This is a genomic window from Nonomuraea sp. NPDC050383, from assembly GCF_044459125.1.
In the GTDB taxonomy this organism is placed as follows: domain Bacteria; phylum Actinomycetota; class Actinomycetes; order Streptosporangiales; family Streptosporangiaceae; genus Nonomuraea.
Genome location: NZ_JBITIP010000009.1, coordinates 240,899 through 261,771 on the forward strand (window position 1 = coordinate 240,899; position 20,873 = coordinate 261,771).

General features: G+C 72.8%; 24 protein-coding genes. 16 read left to right on the forward strand and 8 right to left on the reverse strand.

Going from position 1 to position 20,873, the window contains the following annotated elements; translation table 11 throughout:
* Positions 1-10 precede the first annotated feature (10 nt).
* The 5 genes from ACIBG4_RS23725 to ACIBG4_RS23745 all read right to left on the reverse strand — a co-directional run bounded on the left by ACIBG4_RS23725 (position 11) and on the right by ACIBG4_RS23745 (position 5,182).
* Positions 11-1,837: a prolyl oligopeptidase family serine peptidase gene (locus tag ACIBG4_RS23725; protein WP_397203629.1), complete on the reverse strand. Its 1,827-nt coding sequence runs from the start codon at positions 1,835-1,837 to the stop codon at positions 11-13.
* 91 nt (positions 1,838-1,928) lie between these two features.
* Entirely contained in the window at positions 1,929-2,822 is an 894-nt protein-coding gene (locus ACIBG4_RS23730; protein WP_397203631.1) for an amino acid ABC transporter permease, read from the reverse strand.
* Positions 2,819-3,487, reverse strand: a complete 669-nt coding sequence (locus ACIBG4_RS23735) for an amino acid ABC transporter permease (RefSeq protein WP_397203632.1) — start codon at positions 3,485-3,487, stop codon at positions 2,819-2,821. The genes ACIBG4_RS23730 and ACIBG4_RS23735 overlap by 4 nt, the downstream gene beginning before the upstream one ends.
* Positions 3,488-3,547: 60 nt before the next feature.
* Positions 3,548-4,408 (reverse strand): glutamate ABC transporter substrate-binding protein, encoded by an 861-nt coding sequence (locus ACIBG4_RS23740; RefSeq protein WP_397203633.1) that lies wholly within the window; start codon positions 4,406-4,408, stop codon positions 3,548-3,550.
* A gap of 18 nt (positions 4,409-4,426) precedes the next feature.
* On the reverse strand, positions 4,427-5,182 hold the full coding sequence (locus tag ACIBG4_RS23745) for an amino acid ABC transporter ATP-binding protein (RefSeq protein WP_397203634.1): 756 nt from the start codon (positions 5,180-5,182) through the stop codon (positions 4,427-4,429).
* Between the two features lie 136 nt (positions 5,183-5,318).
* On the opposite strand from ACIBG4_RS23745, the gene miaB reads away from it, so the two are divergent.
* The gene (gene miaB / locus ACIBG4_RS23750) at positions 5,319-6,815 is read left to right on the forward strand and encodes a tRNA (N6-isopentenyl adenosine(37)-C2)-methylthiotransferase MiaB (RefSeq protein ID WP_397203635.1); all 1,497 of its coding nucleotides are present in this window, start codon (positions 5,319-5,321) and stop codon (positions 6,813-6,815) included.
* Between the two features lie 6 nt (positions 6,816-6,821).
* Here the strand turns inward: miaB and ACIBG4_RS23755 are convergent, their stop codons facing one another.
* Positions 6,822-7,223, reverse strand: coding sequence for a hypothetical protein (locus ACIBG4_RS23755; RefSeq protein WP_397203636.1), 402 nt, complete (start codon positions 7,221-7,223; stop codon positions 6,822-6,824).
* Between the two features lie 540 nt (positions 7,224-7,763).
* Between ACIBG4_RS23755 and ACIBG4_RS23760 the strand changes: the two genes are divergently transcribed.
* The 4 genes from ACIBG4_RS23760 to ACIBG4_RS23775 all read left to right on the forward strand — a co-directional run bounded on the left by ACIBG4_RS23760 (position 7,764) and on the right by ACIBG4_RS23775 (position 10,363).
* Positions 7,764-8,333 carry a hypothetical protein gene (locus tag ACIBG4_RS23760; protein WP_397203637.1) on the forward strand — a complete coding sequence of 190 codons (570 nt, stop codon included), beginning with the start codon at positions 7,764-7,766 and terminating at the stop codon, positions 8,331-8,333.
* Positions 8,334-8,417: 84 nt separating this feature from the next.
* Positions 8,418-9,203, forward strand: coding sequence for an isocitrate lyase/phosphoenolpyruvate mutase family protein (locus ACIBG4_RS23765; protein WP_397203638.1), 786 nt, complete (start codon positions 8,418-8,420; stop codon positions 9,201-9,203).
* A 60-nt stretch (positions 9,204-9,263) separates the two neighbouring features.
* Positions 9,264-9,944 (forward strand): hypothetical protein, encoded by a 681-nt coding sequence (locus ACIBG4_RS23770; RefSeq protein ID WP_397203639.1) that lies wholly within the window; start codon positions 9,264-9,266, stop codon positions 9,942-9,944.
* 68 nt (positions 9,945-10,012) lie between these two features.
* Positions 10,013-10,363: a hypothetical protein gene (locus ACIBG4_RS23775; protein WP_397203641.1), complete on the forward strand. Its 351-nt coding sequence runs from the start codon at positions 10,013-10,015 to the stop codon at positions 10,361-10,363.
* Between the two features lie 25 nt (positions 10,364-10,388).
* Here ACIBG4_RS23775 and ACIBG4_RS23780 read toward each other — a convergent pair whose 3' ends face one another.
* Positions 10,389-11,303: a ribonuclease Z gene (locus tag ACIBG4_RS23780; RefSeq protein ID WP_397203642.1), complete on the reverse strand. Its 915-nt coding sequence runs from the start codon at positions 11,301-11,303 to the stop codon at positions 10,389-10,391.
* Here ACIBG4_RS23780 and ACIBG4_RS23785 point away from each other — a divergent pair.
* Complete coding sequence (locus ACIBG4_RS23785) at positions 11,302-11,820, forward strand: methylated-DNA--[protein]-cysteine S-methyltransferase (RefSeq protein WP_397203643.1); 519 nt, start codon at positions 11,302-11,304, stop codon at positions 11,818-11,820. The genes ACIBG4_RS23780 and ACIBG4_RS23785 overlap by 2 nt on opposite strands.
* Before the next feature lie 36 nt (positions 11,821-11,856).
* On the opposite strand, the gene ACIBG4_RS23790 is transcribed toward ACIBG4_RS23785, so the two are convergent.
* Complete coding sequence (locus tag ACIBG4_RS23790) at positions 11,857-12,087, reverse strand: hypothetical protein (protein ID WP_310710439.1); 231 nt, start codon at positions 12,085-12,087, stop codon at positions 11,857-11,859.
* Positions 12,088-12,170: 83 nt separating this feature from the next.
* Here ACIBG4_RS23790 and miaA point away from each other — a divergent pair, with 83 nt between their 5' ends.
* From miaA to ACIBG4_RS23840, 10 genes are all read left to right on the forward strand, one after another.
* Entirely contained in the window at positions 12,171-13,076 is a 906-nt protein-coding gene (gene miaA / locus ACIBG4_RS23795; RefSeq protein ID WP_397203645.1) for a tRNA (adenosine(37)-N6)-dimethylallyltransferase MiaA, read from the forward strand.
* 97 nt (positions 13,077-13,173) lie between these two features.
* Positions 13,174-13,674, forward strand: a complete 501-nt coding sequence (locus ACIBG4_RS23800; RefSeq protein WP_397203646.1) for a SigE family RNA polymerase sigma factor — start codon at positions 13,174-13,176, stop codon at positions 13,672-13,674.
* Positions 13,671-14,462, forward strand: coding sequence for a hypothetical protein (locus ACIBG4_RS23805; protein ID WP_397203647.1), 792 nt, complete (start codon positions 13,671-13,673; stop codon positions 14,460-14,462). Before ACIBG4_RS23800 ends, ACIBG4_RS23805 begins: the two co-directional genes overlap by 4 nt.
* Positions 14,463-14,566: 104 nt before the next feature.
* Positions 14,567-15,379, forward strand: coding sequence for a diaminopimelate epimerase (gene dapF / locus ACIBG4_RS23810; RefSeq protein WP_397203648.1), 813 nt, complete (start codon positions 14,567-14,569; stop codon positions 15,377-15,379).
* A gap of 51 nt (positions 15,380-15,430) precedes the next feature.
* Positions 15,431-16,186 (forward strand): hypothetical protein, encoded by a 756-nt coding sequence (locus ACIBG4_RS23815; protein ID WP_397203649.1) that lies wholly within the window; start codon positions 15,431-15,433, stop codon positions 16,184-16,186.
* A 19-nt stretch (positions 16,187-16,205) separates the two neighbouring features.
* Positions 16,206-18,482, forward strand: coding sequence for a tetratricopeptide repeat protein (locus ACIBG4_RS23820; protein ID WP_397203650.1), 2,277 nt, complete (start codon positions 16,206-16,208; stop codon positions 18,480-18,482).
* Positions 18,483-18,701: 219 nt separating this feature from the next.
* On the forward strand, positions 18,702-19,064 hold the full coding sequence (locus ACIBG4_RS23825; protein WP_310710431.1) for a phosphomannose isomerase type II C-terminal cupin domain: 363 nt from the start codon (positions 18,702-18,704) through the stop codon (positions 19,062-19,064).
* An 89-nt stretch (positions 19,065-19,153) separates the two neighbouring features.
* The gene (locus ACIBG4_RS23830; RefSeq protein ID WP_397203651.1) at positions 19,154-19,450 is read left to right on the forward strand and encodes an FAD-dependent oxidoreductase; all 297 of its coding nucleotides are present in this window, start codon (positions 19,154-19,156) and stop codon (positions 19,448-19,450) included.
* A gap of 273 nt (positions 19,451-19,723) precedes the next feature.
* Positions 19,724-20,059, forward strand: a complete 336-nt coding sequence (locus tag ACIBG4_RS23835) for a hypothetical protein (RefSeq protein WP_397203720.1) — start codon at positions 19,724-19,726, stop codon at positions 20,057-20,059.
* Between the two features lie 107 nt (positions 20,060-20,166).
* Positions 20,167-20,820: an HNH endonuclease family protein gene (locus tag ACIBG4_RS23840; protein WP_310710427.1), complete on the forward strand. Its 654-nt coding sequence runs from the start codon at positions 20,167-20,169 to the stop codon at positions 20,818-20,820.
* Positions 20,821-20,873 lie beyond the last annotated feature (53 nt).

The following is a 20,873-nucleotide window of genomic DNA, read 5'->3' on the forward strand; positions in this document are numbered from 1 at the left end:
GCGCTTCGCGTCAGCTGAAGATCTGCTGGTAGAAGGCCAGCTCGGCGGCGAGGGCGGTCGCGACGGTCTCGGTGCGGCGGAACCCGTGCGACTCGCCCTCGAACGCCAGGTACGTGCACGGCACCCCGCGCTCGGCCAGGGCGTCGGCGAACGCCTCCGACTGCTCGGGCGGCACGGCCGGATCGTCGAGCCCCTGGAGGAGCAGCATGGGGCAGGTCACCCCGCCGACCAGGGCGAGCGGCTCCCGTTGGGCGTACAGCTCCGGGTCCTCCGGCCCGACCAGCCACTCCACGTACCGCGACTCGAAGTCATGGGTGTGGGCGTTGAGCGGGGCGAGCGCGCTGACGCCGTAGTAGGACACCCCGCCCGCGAACACGCCGGATCGGCAGCAGGCCGCCATCACGGTCCAGCCGCCCGCGCTGCGGCCCCGCACCGCGACCCGGCCGGGGTCGGCCAGGCCCTCGCTCGCCAGCCACTCGGCCGCCGCGACGACGTCCTCCACGTCCACCACGCCCCACCGGCCTCGCAGCAGCTCGCGGTAGGCCCGGCTGTAGCCGGTGGAGCCGCCGTAGTCCACGTCGAGGACGCCGATGCCGCGCGAGGTGAGCAGGGCCTTCTCCAGGTCGAGCGCGGTGCCGGCGTGCGCGGTGGGCCCGCCGTGCACGAAGACCACGTACGGCGGGAGCGTGCCGGGCTCGCCCGCGGTGGGCGGGTAGAGGTGGGCGTGGACGCGGCGGCCGGCGCGGCCGGGCAGCTCCACCGCCCGCGGCGACGGCAGCAAGGCGCGCTCCGGCAGCCACCCGGCGTCGCGGGCCAGCGTCTCGGCCTTCCCCGTCGCCGTGTCCACCCGCAGGACGGTCCGCGGCGCCGTGGGACCGTACCCGACCCCTACCAGATCCCCGCCGTCCACGGCCAGCGCCGGGTCCCACCCCTCGCAGGGGACGTCCAGGTCGCGCAGCAGCCCGGACCCCGGGTCCAGCACACCCAGCCGCAGGTCGCCGCGCCCGTGCAGCACCGCGAGCCGCCCGTCGCCCAGCACGCCGTACGGCAGGCCGCCCAGCCGCCACAGCGGCCCGGCGAACTCCTCCTCGGCCGGGTACAGCGCCCGGCAGGGACCGCCGGCCACGGGGACCTCGTGCAGGTTCCACCAGCCGGAGCGGTCGGAGACCAGGTAGAGGTGGCCGTCGTCCTTCCACTGGGGCGCCAGGACCGACTCGGACGGCCCGCCCGCGACCGTCCACGAGACGCCGTCGGCCAGGCGGGTGACGCGCAGCTCGGTGCCGTGCCACGGCATGCGGGGATGGCTCCAGCAGACGCAGGCCAGGTGCCGCCCGTCGGGGGAGAGGGTGGGGAAGGCGTAGAAGTCGGCGCCGGTGACGTGCTCGCGCAGATCGCCGGGCCGGTCGAGGGCGAATGAGACGACGGAGCGCGTCACCTTGCCGTCGTGGTGGCGCTCGCGCACGCACCACACGCGGCCGTCGCGGACCAGCAGGTCGGCGTAGCGGGAGCCGTCGTCCGCCGGGGTGAGCGGCACGGGGTCGTCATGGCCGAGGTAGAGGCGCTGGTCGGCGAGGTTGCAGAAGACCACCTCGCCGGCGGGCGTCACCGCGTAGGGCCGGCCGCCGTACTCGTGGACCCTGGTGCGCGCGCACCACGGCGCGGCCAGCAGCTCGCGGCGCGTGCCGTCGGCGGCGCGGCGCACGATGGTCGTCCGGCCGCCCTCGTCCGGCCGGTCCTCCGTCCACCACACCTGCCCGTCCCGCGCGGTGGGCCAGGCCGGCCGGAGCCCGGACCGGGCGACGTCGGTCGTGGAGATGGGGGAGCGCCAGAAGGGCATAGGGGCATCCTGCCGGAAGATCAGAGACAGTGAAGGGCGGTCACCCGACCAGGTGACCGCCCTTACCCGTGTTCCGGTGTTCCCGAAGGGATCAGTCGATGACGACCCCGCCAACGCCACCGGCGGCCGCGCCGATCATCGCGTCGGGCGGCTCGACCGGGCCGGTCGTCAGCTTGCGGCTGCGCCGCGTGTGCCGCTCCAGCAAGTTCGCCAGGTAGCTCAGCGACATGTTGAGCGCCACGTAGATGATCCCGATGACGATGGCGGCCGGGATCAGCGACCCGAAGAACACCGCGGGCAGGATCTTGAAGCCGGTGTTGAGCAGGTCGACGTAGGCGATGATGTAGCCGAGCGCGGTGTCCTTGAGGAGGACCACGAGCTGGCTGACGATCGCCGGCATCATCGCCGTGACGGCCTGCGGCAGCAGTACCATCCGCATCACCTGGTTCTTGCGCATGCCGATCGCGTAAGCAGCCTCCGACTGCCCTCGGGCCACCGACAGCACGCCGGCCCGGACCACCTCGGCCAGCACCGAGCCGTTGTAGAGGGTCAGGCCGAGTACCACCGCGAAGAAGGCGTAGTCGCCGCCGCCCATCACGCTGGGCGCCAGGTAGAAGATGAAGAAGATCAGCAGCAGCAGCGGGATGGCGCGGAAGACCTCCACGACCAGGCCCGCCGGGACGCGGATCCAGGCGTGGTCGGACAGCCGGGCCAGACCGAACACCGCGCCGAACAGCAGCGCCAGCACCGCGGCCGCCGCCGCGGCCTTCAGCGTGCCGATCAGGCCCGGGATGATGAACTCCTGCCAGGTCGAGGCCTGGAGGAACGGCTCCCAGATCTTGCCCGCCCACTGGCCCTTGGCGTCGAAGCCGCGGTAGACGCCGTACAGGACGGCGGCCACCAGCACGACGCTGACGACCGTGAGCAGGTGGTTGCGCACCCTGGCACGCGGGCCGGGGGTGTCGAACAGAACGTTCGTGCTCATCGGACCACCGCCAGCCTCCGCGACAGCCACCCGGTGAAGTAGCCGATCGGCAGGATCAGGACCATGAAGGCCGCGATGACGCCGAGGAAGATCGGGATGGAGGCGCCGGTCGTATCAAAGACGATCTTCATTGTGGCCGCGGAGTCGGTGAGGAGGCCGCCGGCGGTCGCGACCGTCGTGTTCTTGATCATGGCGATGACCACGCTGCCCAGCGGCGCGATGACCGCCCGGAATGCCTGCGGCAGAATGATCATAGTGAGGGTCTGGAAGAAGGTCAGCCCGATCGCCCGGGACGCCTCGGCCTGCCCCATCGGCACCGTGTTCATGCCGGCGCGCAGCGCCTCGCCGACGAAGGCCGCGGTGTAGACACCCAGGCCCATCGCCACGAGCCAGAAGGAGTTGGTCTGAGGCTGGCTTGAGAAGACCAGGCCGAGCTGGTCGCTCAAACCCAGCGCGGAGAAGGCCAGCACCAGTGTCAGCGGGGTGTTGCGCACCACGTTGACGTAGACCGTGCCGGCGGCGCGCAGCACCGGCGTCGGCGAGACGCGCATCCCCACCAGGACCGTGCCGAGGATGAAGGAGACGACCAGCGCCACGAGGGCGAGCTTGACGTTCTCCAGGAAGCCCTGAGCGAGCTCGGGCGCGTAGGTAATCAGTTCGTCCATCGTGCTCCACCGCATAGGACGGCGGCGACCGGGTCGCCGGCCGCCGCCTCGGACGTGTTACTAGGAGCAGCCCTCGGCCGGCGGCGCGGTCTCGGACAGCTTCAGACCCTGGATGCCGCCGAACCACTTCTGCAGCAGCTGCTTCATGGTCCCGTCGTCCCACAGCGCCTTCACCGCGGTGTTGACGGCCTCGCAGGTCTTGGTGTCGCCCTTCTTCAGGCCGATGCCGTACTTCTCGTCCGTGAAGCCCTGGCCCAGCACCTTGAAGTTGCCGCCCGCCTGCTTGGCGAAGCCCGCCAGGATCAGGTCGTCGGTGGTGAGCGCGTCGAGGTTGTTGCCGCCCAGCTTCTGCACGCACTCGGAGTAGCTGGCGGCGTCGACCGTCGTCGCGTCGAGGTCGAGCTGGCCGTCCGGCGGCGGGTCGGTGATCCGCTTGTAGGAGTTGGAGCCCGCGGCCTTGCAGATCTTCTTGCCCTTGAGGTCCTGGGGCGTGTTGATCGAGGTGTCGTCCTTGCGCACCATCACGTCCTGGTGGGCGATGACGTACGGCCCGCCGAAGGTGACCTTCTTCTTGCGCTCCTCCGTGATGGAGTACGTGGCGAAGACGATGTCAACGGTGCCGTTGGCCAGGAACGGCTCGCGGTTGGACGACGCCGACTCCTTCCACGTGACCTTGACATCCTTGCCGCCGGCCATCTTGTTCAGCACGGCCTTGGCCACGTCGACGTCGAAGCCCTCGGGCTCGGCGCCCTTCTTCAGACCCAGGCTCGGCTGGTCCCACTTGGTGCCGACGACGACAGTCCCACCGTCCTTGACCTTGTCCGCAAGGCTGGCGTAGGTCTTGTCACCGCCTCCGCAGGCGGCCAGACCGCCCACCATGGCTGCAAGCGAGAGCACCGCTCCGGTTCGACGCATGTGCATGTGTACCCACCTCAATAGTCAGTGCGTGAGAATCTTCGACAGGAAGTCACGCGCGCGGTCGGTCTGCGCGTTGGTGAAGAACTCGTCCGGGGTGTTCTCCTCCACGATCTGCCCGTCGGCCATGAACACCACCCGGTTGGCGGCCTTGCGGGCGAACCCCATCTCATGCGTGACGACCACCATCGTCATCCCGTCACGTGCCAGCCCGACCATGACGTCGAGCACCTCCTGGACCATCTCCGGGTCCAGAGCGGAGGTCGGCTCGTCGAACAGGATCATCTTCGGGTCCATCGCCAGCGCCCTGGCGATCGCCACCCGTTGCTGCTGCCCGCCGGACAGCTGCGCGGGGTACTTGTCCGCCTGGGCCGCGATCCCGACGCGCTCCAGCAGCTCCATCGCGCGCTTGTCCGCCACGTCCTTGGCCACCTTGCGGACCTTGAGCGGCCCCAGGGTGACGTTCTCGCGGATGGTCTTGTGCGCGAAGAGATTGAACGACTGGAACACCATGCCGACCTCGGAGCGAAGGCGGGCCAGCGCCTTGCCCTCGGCCGGCAGGGGGTGACCGTCGAAGATGATCTGTCCGCTGTCTATCGTCTCCAGCCGGTTCATCGCCCGGCAGAGCGTTGACTTACCGCTACCCGACGGGCCGATCACCACGAGGACCTCGCCACGGGAGACGGTCAGGTTGATGTCCCTCAGGACGTGCAACGTCCCGAAGTGCTTGTCGACGTTCTCCAACTTGACCAGTGGAGTGACGTCCCCGTTCTCCGTCATGGGTCAAAACCTAGGGTGCGTTAGGACGCTGCGCACTAACCAGGTGGTACCGATCCGATCACATCATGCCGTCGAGCTGGACTTTTGGCCCCGTTCGGTCTCTGGTGGCCCCACAACGACTACCCTAGAACCCGCCATGACTGTGACCCACGAGAGCCCCCGCACGTACGAGGTCCGCACGTACGGGTGCCAGATGAACGTGCACGACTCCGAGCGGCTCTCGGGCCTGCTGGAAGACGCGGGCTACGTGCGCGCGGCCGACGGCGACAGCGCCGACGTGGTCGTGTTCAACACGTGCGCCGTCCGCGAGAACGCCGACAACCGCCTGTACGGCAACCTCGGCCATCTCCGCCCCGCCAAGGTCGCCAACCCGCGCATGCAGATCGCCGTGGGCGGCTGCCTGGCGCAGAAGGACCAGGGCGAGATCGTCCGCAAGGCGCCCTGGGTGGACGTGGTGTTCGGCACCCACAACATCGGCTCGCTGCCGGTGCTGCTGGAGCGCGCCCGCGTCGCCGGCGAGGCGCAGGTGGAGCTGAAGGAGTCGCTGGAGGTCTTCCCCTCGACGCTGCCCACCAAGCGCGAGTCGGCCTACGCCGCCTGGGTGGCCATCTCCGTCGGCTGCAACAACACGTGCACGTTCTGCATCGTGCCGTCGCTGCGCGGCAAGGAGAAGGACCGGCGCCCCGGCGACGTCCTCGCGGAGGTCGAGACCCTGGTCGGGCAGGGGGTGCTGGAGGTCACGCTGCTCGGCCAGAACGTCAACACCTACGGCGTCGAGTTCGGCGACCGGCTGGCGTTCGGCAAGCTGCTGCGGGCCTGCGGCACGATCGACGGGCTGGAGCGGGTCCGCTTCACCTCCCCGCACCCGGCCGCGTTCACCGACGACGTCATCGCCGCCATGGCCGAGACGCCCAACGTCATGCACCAGCTCCACATGCCGCTCCAGTCCGGCTCCGACCGGGTCCTGAAGGCGATGCGCCGCTCCTACCGCGCCGAGCGCTACCTCGGCATCATCGAGCGGGTCCGCGCCGCCATGCCGGACGCGGCCATCTCCACCGACATCATCGTCGGCTTCCCCGGCGAGACGGAGGAGGACTTCCAGGCCACCCTCGACGTCGTACGGCAGAGCCGCTTCGCCAACGCCTTCACCTTCCAGTACTCCATCCGCCCCGGCACCCCGGCGGCGACCATGGACGACCAGATCCCGAAGGAGGTCGTCCAGGAGCGCTACGAGCGGCTCGTCGCGCTGCAGGAGGAGATCTCCTGGGAGGAGAACAAGAAGCAGGTCGGCCGGACGCTGGTGGTGCTGGTCGCCGAGGGCGAGGGCCGCAAGGACGACGCCACCCGGCGGCTGTCCGGCCGCGCTCCCGACAACCGGCTGGTCCACTTCGCGGCCGGCGAGGAGACGCCGCGGCCGGGCGACATGGTGACGGTCGAGGTCACCTACGCCGCGCCGCACCACCTGGTGGCCGACGGCGCGGTCCTCGGCCTGCGCCGCACCCGGGCCGGCGACGCCTGGGAGGCACGCCAGGGCGCCGCGGCCGAGGCCGCCAAGGGCGTCATGCTGGGCATGCCGTCCATCGGGCGCCCGGCCGTCGCGCCGGCCGCCTCCGTGGGGGGCTGCCCGGCCTGAGCCGGGTCACCGGCCGCCGAGGAGGCGGTAGCAGTAGTCCCGGCGGAAGTCGGGGAAGGTGGCGCACGGGTCCGGCGCGGGAAGCGGGTCGCCGGTGACGGCGCTCGCCGTTTCCGGCTCCTGCCGGCGGCGCTCGGCGGGTCCGGCCGGGACGTCCGGCTCGGCAGCGGGCGCGGGAAGCGTACGGGGGTGTGGGGGCGCGGGCGGAGCGGGCGACGCGGCCACCCGCGCGGCGGGCGTCGAGGTCTCGCCTTGCGAGTCGTCCGTCTGCGGAGACGGGGACGGCACCGGCCCGGATGGGGCGGTCTCCTGACGGCTGTCCAGGGCCTCGGGGAAGGCGGTCCCCGGGCGGGAGCCGGGAGCGGGCTGCCGGGGGGACTGCGCCGGCGTGACCCAGGGGGACATCACCGGGGGGAGCCCCAGCACGGGCGGCTGCGGCTGCGGTGCGCGGTCCCGGTGTCGGCGGGCCGGCGGACGGACGGGTTCGAGCCAGCTGTCCGGGTCCAGAGGGCCCGGGGCCCGGGCGAGCGCCGGGGTGGGGCCGGGCGCCTGTCCCGGCCGGCCGTTCGCCCAGCCGTTCGCCCAGTCCGTCGGCCAGCCGCCGGGCCTCGGCGCGCGGGCCCGGGGAGGCGCCGGAATGCTGGAGACAGCGGTAAGCCGGCTTTTCTGATCATTTGACGATGCGCTTTTCTGGGCGGGCCGTGGCGTGCCGATGAATGCCAGCAGGACCCCCATTCCGGCGATCATGAGCACTCCGGCCACACTCGCCGCCGGCGCCATCCGGTCCTGACTACCTGCGCGAATGCACTCAAGGCGGGACAAGTCGTGATTCCTTTGTGATTGATGCTGTGAATGGTGCGCGAGCATTCCACTGATGCCGCTAGTGTGGTCCATCACCCGCGGAAGCCGGCGAGCTTTCCCGATACGACCGCAGGGAGTTGTGGCACCATGCAAGATCCGAACGAGCCGGATCGCCAGGAGATCCTCGCAGGACCGGGCGACGACCCCAGACCGCCCAGGTCTGCTCGTTCCACCCGTAAGAGCCGCAAGACCATCCTCATCGCCGCGTCCGCACTCGTGGCGGTGCTCGGGGCGGGCGGCGTCGGGTTCGCCCTCGCGGGCGGCGGCTCAGCGGCCACGCAGCAGAGCGGGCCCGCCCAGAAGGGCTCCCCGGAGGCCGACGCCGGCCTGGCGGGCGACGAGGAAGCCTCCATGGGCGACGCGGTCACGGACGACCCCGGCGACGGGGGCACGGCCGCGGACGAGGACTCGGGCACCGCCACCACCGGCACCGAATCGGCCGCGGACCCCGGCGCCGACTCCGGTACGACGGACACGGGCGCGGCCGGCAAGGACAGCAAGGACAGCAAGGACAGCAAGACGGCCACGGGTTCGGTGAAGAAGCCCACGGACTCGCCGGCCAAGCCGGTGCAGAACCAGCCGGCCGACCCCTCCGACGGCGCCGCGGACGGCCCGGCCGGTCAGGTCGCGGGCCAGTGCGCCACGAGCGGCTGCTGACGCTTCCCCTCCCCGAACTGGCTCGGCCCTTCGCGCTCCCAGTGGACCTGTGACCCGGTCCGCCGCCGCCCTAGGGTCGGCCCTATGACGAGCGACGAAGAGGCCGTCGGCGACGACCGGCCGCCTGCCCCGGTGGAGGCCGCGACCCTGCTGCGGAGCCTGCATGTGCCGGGCGACCCGCTGGTCCTGCCGAACGCCTGGGACGCGGCCTCGGCGCGGGCCGTGGTCGAGGCCGGGTTCCCCGTGGTGGCCACGGGCAGCGCCGCAGTCGCGCCGGTCCTCGGGTACGAGGACGGCGAGGGGACGCCCGCCGCCGAGATGATGGCCGCGATCGGCCGCATCGCCAGGGCCGTCCCGGTCCCGGTCACCGCCGACGTCGAGCGCGGCTACGGCCTGCCGCCGGCCGAGCTGGTGGAGCGGCTGCTGGCCGCCGGGGCCGTGGGCTGCAACCTGGAGGACTCCGACCCGCGTACCGGCGAGCTGGTCGATCCGGGCCGGCAGGCGGAGTTCCTGGCCGGGGTGCGGGCCGCCGCCGGGCCGCGACTGGTGATCAACGCGCGGGTGGACACGTACCTCGCCGGCGACGGCACCCGTCAGGAGGCCGTGCGGCGCGCGCGGCGCTACCTCGACGCGGGCGCCGACTGCGTCTACCCGATCGGGGCGAACGACGAGAAGGAGATCGAGCGCCTGGTCGCGGAGGTCGGTGCGCCGGTCAACGTCCTGTTCCGGCCGGGCACCCCACCTCTGTCCCGGCTCGCGGAGCTGGGCGTGGCCCGGGTCAGCTTCGGCCACGGGCTGCACGGGGCGGCGCACGCCTGCACGAAGCGCCTCATCCAGGCCATCGCCGAGGGCCGCGACCCGTACGCGTGACCGCCCCCTGCGCTCTGTCCCGTGCCCATGGGGGCGTACGGGTGGGCATACGCTGGGCGTGTGCTTGTCGCCGCGGCGGTCTGCCCGCATCCGCCCTTGATCGTCCCCGAGCTGGCCGGCGCGGCCGCCCACGAGCTGGACGGCCTGCGCGCGGCGTGCCGGGAGGCGCTCGCCGAGCTCGACGCCGCCGCCCCCGACCGGCTCGTCGTGGTGGGCGGAGCCGAGTCGGCCTGTTCGTACGGCAGCCGGTCGGCGGGCACTCTCCGGCCCTGGGGCGTGGACGTCACCGTGGGCGAGGGCGAGCCGGTGCTGCCGCTGTCGCTGACCATCGGCCGCCGGCTGCTGGGCGAGCGGCGGGCGGACGGGTTCGAGGCCGTGGCGTTCGACGCGGAGCCGGCCGGCTGCCTGACGCTGGGGGAGGCGCTGGCGCGGGAGGGCAGGGTGGCGCTGCTGGTCATGGCCGACGGCTCCGCCCGGCTGACCCCGAAGTCGCCGGGCTACCACGACCCGGCCGCCCAGCCGTACAACGACCTCGTCGTCCGGGCGGTGGCCGACGCCGACGCGGCGGCGCTCGCCCGGCTCGACCCGGGGGAGGCCGCGGAGCTGTGGGTGGCGGGGCGCGCCGCCCTCCAGGTCCTCGCGGGCGCGGCGGGCCGGAAAGGCTCCGGAGGGCTCAAGGGGCGGCTGCTGGCCGATGCGGCCCCCTACGGCGTCGGCTACTTCGTGGCCACCTGGACCTGACCACGGCTGCCCCGGGCCTGGCCCTGGTCGCGGCGCCGCGCTCGCGCGCGCAGCGCTAGGTTGATGCGATGCCGCTCGTCGCGATCACCTACGCCCCGCACGTCGCCGAATCCACGCTGCGTCAGCTGGCGTCGGCGCTGCCGCACCTGGTGTCGAAGGCCGTGGAGTGCCCCGAGGAGCCCTATGACGGAGACCTGCGGCCCGGGGACGTGGACCTGAGGTTCCGGCCGTACGGCCCGCTGGACCGCGGCGGCCTGGACGTCGTGATCGAGGTGCGGTCGAAGTGGTTCGAGAGCAGGGCCGCGAACCGTCAGGAACGCGTGGACCTGCTGCACGAGGGCATCGCCGCCGCGACCGGGCTGGACGACTTCGGCGTCTACCTCTCGCTCCCCGTGGCCGCCTGGTCGCAGGGCGGCTGACCGGCGCACCGGTGAGCGCCCGCCGTCACCGGACCGTCAGGTGGCGGGGGCGGCGGGGGACGGGGACGGTCGTCAGGTCACGGGCGAGGACGACGTCGCCGTCGTAGTGGCGGCGCGCCTCGGCGAGGAAGACCGGCTCGTCGGCGAAGCCGTACCGCTCCGAGAAGTGGGTGAGGACCAGGCAGCGGGCGCCCGCGCGGGCGGCGACGAGCCCGGCCTGCTCGGCGGTGAGGTGGCCGTACTCCCGCGCGAGCGGCTCCTCGGCCGACAGGAACGTGGACTCGACGACGAGCAGGTCGGTGCGGTCGGCCAGCTCGAAGACGGCGTCGCACAGGCGGGTGTCCATGATGAAGGCGAAGCTCTGGCCCGGCCGGACGACGCTGCACTCGTCGAGGGTGACGCCGCGGACCGACCCGGTGCGCTGCAGCTCGCCGATCTCCGCCCCGCGGATGCCGTGGGCGGCCAGCCGGTCGGGCAGCATGCGCCGGCCGGTGGGCTCCTGGAGGCGGTAGCCGTAGGACTCGACGGGGTGCGACAGGCGGCGGGCGGTGAGCTGCCCCAGGACGGCGTGGTCGCCGTCGAGGGGGTGCTCGGCGATGACGTCGGTGTCGGCGAAGGCGGCGGCGTGCCGCAGTCGCTGCCAGTAGGCACGTCCGGAGGCCGGGAACAGGGCCCGTACCGGGTGGCGCACCTTGTCGCGGGCGATGCGCTGGATGACGCCGGGCACACCGAGGCAGTGGTCGCCGTGGAAGTGGGTCAGGCACAGCCAGTGCACGTCGCTCGCGCTCAGCCCGGCGTACGCCATCTGCCGCTGCGTGCCCTCGCCCGGGTCGAACAGGTAGCCCTGACCGTCCCATCGCAGAAAGTACCCATTGTGGTTACGGTGGCGGGTAGGCACGGCGCTGGAGGTGCCGAGCACCACGAGCTCACGCGAGGACATGATGACCACAGTGGCGTTCGCCGAGGTGTCGACCCCGGTGGGGACGCTGGTGCCCGCCGTCACCGAGGAGGGGCTCGTCGCCCTCGGTTGGGGCAGGGCCATGGCGGCGCACGAGCGCCTGGGGCCCGGCCTGGCTGAGGTTCATGACCCGGATCGTACGGCCTTGGTGGTCTCCGAGCTGAACGCTTATTTCGCCGGAGAGCTCCGGGTCTTCGAGACCCCGATCGACTGGCGGCTGACCTCGGGCGCGCGGCGGGTGGTGCTCCAGGCGCTCCACCGGGTGCCCTACGGCACGGCGGTGACGTACGGGGAGCTGGCCGCGCGCAGCGGTTCGGCCGTGCTGGCCCGCGGGATCGGCTCCATCATGGGCTCCAACCCGATCCCGATCGTGGTGCCCTGCCACCGCGTGATCGCGGGCAACGGGCTGGGCGGGTTCAGCGGCGGCGAGGGCGTGGAGACGAAGCGCCGGCTGCTGACCCACGAGGGCTACCTGCAGCCGATGCTGCTGGACCTCTAGCCCGCTCCGCCGGCTCGGCCGTCCCGGGGCCGAGGGTCAGCCCTCGGTGCCCTCGGCGGGGCCGTCCTCGTCGCCCAGGTCCTGGCCGGGGCCCGCGGTGGTGCCCCTGGGGCCGCCCGTGGTGCCGCCGGTGGGGCCGCTCGTGGTGCCGCCCGTCGCGTCGGCCGGGCGGTCGCGCAGGCCCTCCATCGGATCGCCCTGCTGGGGTACCTGGTGGTGCTTGCCGTGCGCCCCGAACATGTCCTTGATCTTCTCGATGATGGACATCTGATCCCCCGATCAGTGATCCCCCGGACGGTGCCGGGGGCCGTCGGTCATCCCATACCCCGACAGTTGACACACTTATCGGTGTGCGCCAGCAGCCAGTCATCGCCGTCGTCGGTCCTACGGCCGCCGGGAAGTCCGACCTCGCCGTGGACATCGCCCTGCGGTTGGGGGGCGAATGCGTCAACGCCGACTCCATGCAGCTCTACCGCGGCATGGACATCGGCACGGCCAAGCTGACCCCGGAGGAGTGGCGCGGCGTCCCCCACCATCTGCTGGACATCTGGGACGTCACGGTCACGGCGAGTGTCGCCGAGTACCAGAAGCTGGCCAGGGCGCTGCTCGACGCGCTGGCGGTGCCTGTGCTGGTCGGCGGCAGCGGCCTCTACGTGCGGGCGGCCGTCGACGACCTGGAGTTCCCCGGCACCGACCCGGCGATCAGGGCCCGCCTGGAGGCGGAGCTGGCCGAGACGGGTCCCGCGCCGCTGTACGAGCGGCTGACGCGCGAGGACCCGGTCGCCGCCGCGGCGATCCTGCCCAGCAACGGCCGTCGCATCGTGCGCGCGCTGGAGGTGATCGAGCACTCCGGCCGGCCGTTCTCGGCGACCATGCCGTCCTACGAGGGGGTCTACCCCTGCGTGCAGATCGGGCTGGAGGTGCCGAGGCCCGAGCTGGACGAGCGGATCGCCCTGCGGGTGGAGCGCATGTGGGCGGCCGGCCTGGTGGAGGAGGTGCGGGGCCTGCTCGACCGGGGGCTCGCGCGGGGCCGCACGGCGAGCCGCGCCCTCGGGTACGCCCAGGTGCTGCGCTTCCTGGAGGGGGAGTGGACGGAGGAGCAGGCGTTCGCCGAGACGGTCCGGGCCACCAGGCGCTTCGCCCGCCGGCAGGAGTCGTGGTTCCGCCGTGACCCGCGGGTCCGCTGGCTGCCGTACGACGCACCCGACCTGCTCGACCGCTCCCTGTCGCTCATCGCCGGCGGCGCCACGGCCTGAGAGCCCGCACCCACGGAATCTCGTCCGGGACACCTGTCATCCGAACGCGCCTCCCAGGCGGTAGTCATCGCCGGAGACGACGATACGGAGAAGGTGGATGGACGAAGAGTTCGCCGCATACGTGGCACAGCGGCACTTACGGCTGTGCCGTATGGCCTACCTCCTCGCCCGGGACTGGGGCACGGCCGAGGACCTGGTGCAGACGGCACTGGCGAAGGCGTGGGTCGCCTGGCGGCGGATCGAGGGCAACCCCGATCCGTACGTCTATCGCATCATCGTGAACACCCACGCCTCGTGGTGGCGCCGGCGCTGGCGTCGCGAGGTCCCGGCCGAGAGCTTCCCCGAGACGGCCGACGCCCGTGACCGGGCCGCCGAGGTGGACGACCGGACGGCGCTGTGGAGCGCGATCGGCACCCTCTCCCCACGCCAGCGCGCGGTGATCGTCCTGCACTACTTCGAGGGACGGACGCTCACCCAGGTCGCCGACATCGTCGGCTGCTCACCCGGAGCGGTGAAGAGCCAGCTGAGCCGCGCCCTCACCCGTCTCCGCGTCGATCCGGACATTCAGACCATGAACCTGGAGAGGGCCCAGCGATGAGGCACACCGAGAGCGACCTGCGCGACTTCCTGGCCGAGCACGCCCGGCACCGGACCGGCGGCGAGCCGTCCCCCCAACTCGACGCGATCGTACGGCGGGGCCGCCGCATGCGGCGTACCCGGCGGGCGGCGACGGCCCTGACGGCGACGGCGCTGGCCGTCACCGCCGCGGGACTGGTGAACGGCCTGGTGGCGGGGCCACCCCGGGCGCAGCATGCGGCGGTCGCGCAGCGTCCGGTGGACATGGCCCAGGTCAAGACGGGCCCGGAGCTGCCCGGGGAGTTCCACGTGGTGCTGGGGGCCGAGAAGTACGACCTCCCCCTCCTCCACTCCGAGCGGTTCGCGACGACGGGCGTCGGCCGGACGGTGACCTTCACTCCGACCAGCTTCTCCACCGGGGTCCAGGTCGTCTGCGACGATCCCCGGGCCTGGGTGGTCACGGTGCTTCCGCTCAAGGGCGGTGAGACGGGCGGTACGGCCGGGCGGTGCACGGGAAGAGGGGGCGGGCACCACGACGAGCTCTCGGCGCCCTCCGGCTGGCTGAAGGGTCCGCAGTCCCTGCAGGTCTGGGTCTTCCCGGCTGACGCTCCGGTGCGGGAGGCGGCGAAGGCTCTCACCGACTGCCGGCTGGCCCCCAAGTCCGGGTCGAAGGGCTGTGACGACGAGTCGGCCCAGGCCCGGGCGCTGATGCGCCCCGGCGTGCGCGAACGGCTGTCCGCCCTGGTCGGCGAGCGGCCGGGCAGGTGGGCCGTCGGCGTCTACGACCGGCCGGCCGGAGGCACGCCCTGACCGGGCGGCGAACCGTCGGCGGAAGCCAGGGGCGCGCGGGTCCCGCCGCGCCGCCGGGCCTCCCGCTGAACAGCTGGTCCCCGGGCTGGGCATAAAATTGCTCAATGCGCTTTCTCAAGGGGCACGGCACCGAGAACGACTTCGTCATCCTGCCCGATCACGACGGCGAGCTGGAGCTGCCGGCCTCGCTCGTGGCGACCATCTGCGACAGGCGCGCCGGCATCGGCGCCGACGGCGTGCTCCGCGTGGTCCGGACCAAGCTCAGCCCGGAGGTGTCCGACCTGGCGGGCGAGGCCGAGTGGTTCATGGACTACCGCAACGCCGACGGCCACGCGGCCGAGATGTGCGGCAACGGCACGCGCGTCTTCGCCCGCTACCTCGTCGACGCCGGCCTGGCCGAGCCGGGCGAGTTCGCCGTCGCGACCAGGGGCGGGGTCCGGAGGGTGACCCTCGACGTCTCCGGGGACGTGACGGTCGACATGGGCCTGCCCGTCGTGCACGGCCGCAGCGTCGCCACCGTGGCGGGCCAGGAGTTCGAGGGCCTGCACATCGACATGGGCAACCCGCACCTGGCCTGCGCCACCGGCGAGCCGGTGGTCCAGCTCGACCTCAGCCACCCGCCGGCCTTCGACACGTCGATCTTCCCCGGCGGCGTCAACATCGAGCTGTTCAACCCGGTGGGCCCGGCGCGCGCGGTCATGCGCGTGTACGAGCGCGGCTCGGCCGAGACCCGCTCGTGCGGCACCGGCGCGGTCGCGACGGCCGTGGCGGCGGCGGCGCTGAGCGGCGACATCACCGGCACCTGGACCGTCGAGGTGCCGGGCGGCACGCTGACCGTCACGCTGGGCGTCGAGACGAGCTACCTGGCGGGCCCGGCGGTCATCGTCGCGGCGGGGGAGCTGATGCTTGCAGAATGATGTTCTCCTGAGGGATGCTCGGTTCACTTTTCGAACCGAGAGGGGTGGACCATGGCGGATCCACGTACCACCGCGCGGCTGGTGAAGGGACCCATCGGTCAGTACGGCGGCGGCTTCATGGTCTCGCGCGAGGCCAAGGCGCTGTGCGAGAAGCTCGGCCTGGGCGCCCGCGAGCTGTACTTCCGGGGCCGCTGCGGGGTGCTCGGCGAGTGCGCTGCCGACGTCGTCGCCTCGGTCGCCGTGTTCTTCCCGCGCGCCCACGTCGAGGAGAGCTGGAACGGCGGGCGCCGGCTGCCCGTCGGCGAGGCCGTCGCGCTCTACGCCGGGGCGTGCCACGCCTGGGGGCGGCGCCGGCTCGGCGACCACGACGGCTGCGGCCGGATCGCCGAGCTGCTCGAACGGGTCGTCGAGCACGCCCCCGCGCCCGGGGCGCCGCTGTTCGCCGGATGGCGGGCCGTACCCCTGCCCGACGATCCGCCCGCGCGGGCGGCGCACCTCATGCACGTCGTCCGCGAACTGCGCGGCGGCCTGCACGCCAACGCGGTGATCGCGGCGGGCATGGACCCCCTCGACGCGATGCTCGCCGCCCGGCACGACGGATCGCCGTTCGGCCAGGTGACCGGTGAGGCGATGGCCGCGTTCTTCCAGTGGCCGGAGCCGTATCCGCAGCCGGGGCCGGAGCTCGTCGCGCGCCGAGCGGCCGTGGAGGATACGACGGACGATCTCCTGGCACCGGTTTTTTCCGTGCTGAACAGTGACGAATCGGACGAGCTCATCGAGCTTCTGCGTTTTGGGCAGGCTCGTTGACCTGGCAGACTGGCTTGCCATGGACGTGGACATCTGGGCCTGGGTCGGCGATACCCAGCAGCAGCTTTCTGAGGCGGGCAACGTGGGCCTCGCCATGGCGCTGGGAGACCTCCCCGCACAGGCCTACGAGGGCCGGTACCCGCAGCTCGACGTCATGGCTCCGGCCATCGCGCAGCAGGCGGAGACCCTGGAGTTGCCCTGGCTGGAGTTCTACGCCCGCTACTGGCACCTGATCGGCCGCGTGGGCGACCGCGCCCAGGGCGCGGTCGCGGTCGGCGACGCCGAGCAGCTTCTCGCGTTCGCCGAGCGCGAAGACGTCCGCGACTGTCCGGCGGCCCCGGCGGCCGTCGAGGCGCTCGCGCTCGCCTGGGCCAACGCCGACGGCCCCGGCTACGCGCCGCAGCGCCTGGAGAAGCTCGGCGCGGCCATCGAGGCCGCCGACCCGGCCGGCCCGGTCTACACCGGGCGGGTCACGCAGTACGTCTCGGCCCTCACCGACGCGGGCCGGGCGGGCGAGGCCGTCTCCTACGCCGAGGCCGCCGTCGAGCGGCTGAGCGCCGCCGGCCGCCAGGCGACCTGGGAGCTGGGCGCGGAGAGCGCCCGCGCGCTGCTCGCCGCCGGCCGCGGCGAGGACGCGCTGAACGCGCTCCAGGCCGCCGCCGACTTCCAGGCCGACGACCCGGTGGCCAAGCCCCACCGTGACGGTGTGCGCCGCGCGCTCATCCTGGCCACGCTGGGTCGCGTCGCCGAGGCCGTCGACGCGCTGCCCGACCTCGACGTGGTGGGCGAGCACCCGGGCGACTGGGTCGAGTGGACCCGCGCCGTCAGCCTGCTGGCCGGCTCCTCCCAGATCACCAACACCTGGCAGCTCGGCCGGGTGATCCGCCAGTGGATCGACTACTTCGGCATGATGGGCGGCTACCGCTCCCGCGTCGAGCTGGCCCTGATCGCCGGCGACCTGGCCATCGCCCGGCAGGGCGTGTGGCAGGCCCGGCTGCTGGCCGGCCTCGCCGAGTCCGGCACGGTCGAGCTGCGCGACAGCACCGGCCTGGCCGAGCGGATCGCGGCCCTGCGCGCCGCCGCCGACGCGACCCCCGAGCCGCCCGCGCCGGGCCCGGTCGCCGAGCGCGTCGCCTACTTCGACGCCGCCGACGGCCACAACGCCGACCCCGAGCGCTGGGCCGGCTGGCTCTCGCCGCTGTCCGGCCAGGACCTCGAGACCACCCGCCGGCACGCCACCACGCTCGGCTACCTCGGCTACCCCGCCACGGGCGCCGACATCTACTGGAAGCTGCTCGTCGACGAGGGCGACGTCGCGACCGCCAACGCCGACGACATCGCCTACCTGACCACGCTGCTCGTCGAGGCCCGCCAGGACGAGCGGCTGGAGCAGATGGCCGCGATGCTCCCGCACGACCAGCAGCAGCTCACGCTGGCCCGCCTGCACATGGCCCGCGAGCGCTGGCCGGAGGCGCTGGAGGCCGCCGAGCACGCCGTCGCGGCCGGCTCGGGCATCGAGGGCCGCCGGATCGTCGCCGCCGCCGCCCAGCAGCTCGACGACAACGCCAAGGGCGCCCAGGCGCTGCTCGCCATCCTCGACGAGCTCACCGAGGAGGACACCTGGCGCATGGTCGTCATGGCCACCTCCGCCGAGGACTGGGACACCGTCCGCAAGGGCGCGGCCAAGATCGGCATGCCGATCAAGACGACCACGGGGCCGATCGAGGAGGAGATGGGCCTCATCCGGGTCATCCTCCCCGCGCCCGACGGCGGCCAGCGCCAGGTGCTGTCCATCCGCACCGGCCCGGCCACCGCCCGGCTCGCCCTGCCGCAGCCGCGCGGCATGGACTACAACGCGGGCGACCTCGTGGTGTTCGACCCGCAGCTGCTGGAGCCGGTCCCGGACGACCCCCAGGAGGCGCAGAACTTCGTGCCCCCGTTCGCGGCGGTGCGCATCCTGCGGCCCGGCGGCTACACCAGCTACTTCTTCGACGGCGCCGCGCCGAGCGAGGAGGACTGGGCGGAGTTCACCGAGGTCATGGCCGAGCGTGGCTGGCCGATGTGGGTCTACAGCGACGACAACTACACGATCACCCACCCCACCAGCGGCGAGCCGCTGCCCGGTGTCTTCGGCTGGGTGGCGGTCCCGCCCGGTGTGTCGGCGGTCGAGGTCGACGCCCTGCTCGACGACGCCACCGAGCGCTGGTCGCACCCGCTGGCCTGGCTCGACCTGGCGCGCGAGGTCGACGTCGAGGTGGAGCGGCACGAGCGCATCGTGAAGGAGTACGGCCTCTAGCCGGGGTCACGCGGTCACGGGCGCCCGCGTATGGGCGCCCGGGTCGTGGTCGCGGGGTCGGGTGGTCCGGTGAGGGTGATCCGCCGGGGCGTGCGAATGGATCACCTGGTAACTTGCGCTCCGGATCGGAGAACGGCCCGCGACGCGCCCCGGGCCCTCTCCGATGCCGTGAGACCTCGCGCGGGGGGCACTGCCCGCGCGACAGACGTGGAGGGGACGATGCAGGACATCGACAGGCTGGCCGCGGTCATCCGGGACGAGCGCCCGTGGGGCGGCTTCGAGCGGTTCACGCTCAACGAGCCGTCCACCGTGAAGATCATCGAAGTCCTGCCCGGGGAGCGGCTCAGCCTCCAGCGGCACGAGCACCGCGACGAGCTGTGGGTGGCGCTCGACCCGGGCAGCGTGTTCGAGGTCGACGGCAAGCGCCTGGAGCCCGAGGTGGGCGAGCGCATCCTGATCCGGCGTGGCCAGACCCACCGGCTGAGCTCGTCCGGCCCGGCCACGCGCATTCTGGAGATCGCGTTCGGCCACTTCGACGAGGACGACATCGAGCGACTCGAGGACTCCTACGGCCGCTCCTGACGGCCCGCAGCGGCCGGCTGCCTTTGTTCGGCGAGCCATCGTCGCCGGCTGATCCGGCGCTTGCTGCGTAATAAGAACCCAGAGGACGCATGGTGGGCCGGCCGCGTCCGGTGATCCACGGAGCCGGCATCGTCGGCTGTGCCCTGGCCGACGAGGTCACCGAACGCGGCCGGGCCGACGTCACCGTCGTCGAGCAGGGCCCGCTCCACGCCACCGGGGGCTCCCACGCCCCCGGCCCGGTCTTCCGGATCGACCCGTCGAAGGCCATGACGGAGTTCGCCGCGTACACGGTCCGCGAGTACGGCGGGCTGACCCTCGGCGGGCGGCCCCGCTTCGACCGGGTCGGCGGACTTGACGTGGCCACCAGTCGCCGGGCCGAGGCGTGAGGGGTCCAGGCCGAGCTGGTCGACCCGGCGCGGTCCGCGCGGCTGTGGCCGTCGCTCGGCGCGGGCCGGGTCCTGAGCGGTCCCCACGTGCCGGGCGACGAGCCGGCGGCGGTGGCGGGCGCTGAGGCGCGGGCACGGCGCGCGGCCGACCGGGGCGCGGGGTTCGTGGCAGCCCCCGACGGCTTCCGGCCGGCGGCCGAGGCTCCGGGCCCGGACGGGTCCTGGGTGGCGGAGGCGGTGCGGGTGACGCGTTCGGCAGGCGTGGCCGAGGCCGTGGCGGAGCCGCTCGCGACGGGTCGTCCCGGTGTCGACCCGCACGAGTGTGAGCTCGATCGCTTCGAGAAGGTCCAGCTCGCCCCGGTCTTCGGCGAAGAGCGCGGCCGGCGGAACTTCGTCGAGGTCTACGACGTCCTCCACCCTGTCCAGGGTATGGATTCGCCCCGGCCATGGCGAACCGCCCCCTGCCTCTCCCGCCGGCGCGAGCTCGGGGTTCTTCCTGCAGCCGTCCGGGTGGGAGCGGCCCGCGCCCGCCCGCACGGCCGACGGGCACGGGGCGGACGTGCCGGTCCGCGCCTCGTACGCCGCACATCTGGCGGAACGGCTCCTTGACGCCATGGCGGGATACTTGGGCAATTGGGGGTAATTGCTATACCTAGGCTTTACACATTTCTGAAGTCTGGGGTGGGCACGTGCGGGTGCGGGCGGGTTTGGCCGGAATGGCCGCAGTGGTGGCACTTGCCGGGTGTGGTGGGTTATCGGCCCGGACGGGGGCGGACACCTCGTCGTCCACGTCCTCGAAGTCCGACAAGGCGGACGTCGGCGAGGCGCGGAAGAAGCTCGGCAAGCTGGAGGTCAAGGGGCGGGCCCCGCGGACCGGGTTCGAGCGGGAGAAGTTCGGCCCCGCGTGGTCGGACGTCGACCACAACGGCTGCGACACCCGCAACGACATCCTGAAGCGGGACCTGCGCGAGGAGAAGTTCAAGGCCGGAACGCACGACTGCATCGTGCTCAGCGGCGTCCTGGACGACCCGTACAGCGGGAAGACCATCACCTTCAAGCGCGGCCAGGACACCAGCACGGCGGTGCAGATCGACCACCTGGTGCCGCTCTCCGACGCCTGGCAGAAGGGCGCCCAGCAGTGGACGGCCGCCAAGCGCAAGGAGTTCGCCAACGACCCGCTCAACCTGCTCGCGGTCGACGGCCCGCTGAACAACCAGAAGAGCGACTCCGACGCCGCCACCTGGCTGCCCCCGCGCAAGGCGTACCGGTGCGCCTACATCGCCCGTCAGATCGACGTGAAGGCGAAGTACGGCGTGTGGGTGACCTCGGGCGAGAAGGACGCCATGCAGGGCATCCTGTCGTCCTGCTGAGGGTCCCCGGCAGGGACGCCCTCCGGCCGGTCGGCCGGAGGGCGATCGTGTCA

What these genes read in the sequence shown, in the direction of transcription:
- ACIBG4_RS23725 (WP_397203629.1), bottom strand. Translation starts at nt 1,837, where the DNA reads ATGCCCTTCTGGCGCTCCCCCATCTCCACGACCGACGTCGCCCGGTCC.
- ACIBG4_RS23730 (WP_397203631.1), bottom strand. Translation starts at nt 2,822, where the DNA reads ATGAGCACGAACGTTCTGTTCGACACCCCCGGCCCGCGTGCCAGGGTG.
- ACIBG4_RS23735 (WP_397203632.1), bottom strand. Translation starts at nt 3,487, where the DNA reads ATGGACGAACTGATTACCTACGCGCCCGAGCTCGCTCAGGGCTTCCTG.
- ACIBG4_RS23740 (WP_397203633.1), bottom strand. Translation starts at nt 4,408, where the DNA reads ATGCACATGCGTCGAACCGGAGCGGTGCTCTCGCTTGCAGCCATGGTG.
- ACIBG4_RS23745 (WP_397203634.1), bottom strand. Translation starts at nt 5,182, where the DNA reads ATGACGGAGAACGGGGACGTCACTCCACTGGTCAAGTTGGAGAACGTC.
- miaB (WP_397203635.1), top strand. Translation starts at nt 5,319, where the DNA reads ATGACTGTGACCCACGAGAGCCCCCGCACGTACGAGGTCCGCACGTAC.
- ACIBG4_RS23760 (WP_397203637.1), top strand. Translation starts at nt 7,764, where the DNA reads ATGCAAGATCCGAACGAGCCGGATCGCCAGGAGATCCTCGCAGGACCG.
- ACIBG4_RS23765 (WP_397203638.1), top strand. Translation starts at nt 8,418, where the DNA reads ATGACGAGCGACGAAGAGGCCGTCGGCGACGACCGGCCGCCTGCCCCG.
- ACIBG4_RS23775 (WP_397203641.1), top strand. Translation starts at nt 10,013, where the DNA reads ATGCCGCTCGTCGCGATCACCTACGCCCCGCACGTCGCCGAATCCACG.
- ACIBG4_RS23785 (WP_397203643.1), top strand. Translation starts at nt 11,302, where the DNA reads ATGATGACCACAGTGGCGTTCGCCGAGGTGTCGACCCCGGTGGGGACG.
- ACIBG4_RS23780 (WP_397203642.1), bottom strand. Translation starts at nt 11,303, where the DNA reads ATGTCCTCGCGTGAGCTCGTGGTGCTCGGCACCTCCAGCGCCGTGCCT.
- ACIBG4_RS23790 (WP_310710439.1), bottom strand. Translation starts at nt 12,087, where the DNA reads ATGTCCATCATCGAGAAGATCAAGGACATGTTCGGGGCGCACGGCAAG.
- ACIBG4_RS23800 (WP_397203646.1), top strand. Translation starts at nt 13,174, where the DNA reads ATGGACGAAGAGTTCGCCGCATACGTGGCACAGCGGCACTTACGGCTG.
- ACIBG4_RS23805 (WP_397203647.1), top strand. Translation starts at nt 13,671, where the DNA reads ATGAGGCACACCGAGAGCGACCTGCGCGACTTCCTGGCCGAGCACGCC.
- dapF (WP_397203648.1), top strand. Translation starts at nt 14,567, where the DNA reads ATGCGCTTTCTCAAGGGGCACGGCACCGAGAACGACTTCGTCATCCTG.
- ACIBG4_RS23815 (WP_397203649.1), top strand. Translation starts at nt 15,431, where the DNA reads ATGGCGGATCCACGTACCACCGCGCGGCTGGTGAAGGGACCCATCGGT.
- ACIBG4_RS23820 (WP_397203650.1), top strand. Translation starts at nt 16,206, where the DNA reads ATGGACGTGGACATCTGGGCCTGGGTCGGCGATACCCAGCAGCAGCTT.
- ACIBG4_RS23825 (WP_310710431.1), top strand. Translation starts at nt 18,702, where the DNA reads ATGCAGGACATCGACAGGCTGGCCGCGGTCATCCGGGACGAGCGCCCG.
- ACIBG4_RS23830 (WP_397203651.1), top strand. Translation starts at nt 19,154, where the DNA reads ATGGTGGGCCGGCCGCGTCCGGTGATCCACGGAGCCGGCATCGTCGGC.
- ACIBG4_RS23840 (WP_310710427.1), top strand. Translation starts at nt 20,167, where the DNA reads ATGGCCGCAGTGGTGGCACTTGCCGGGTGTGGTGGGTTATCGGCCCGG.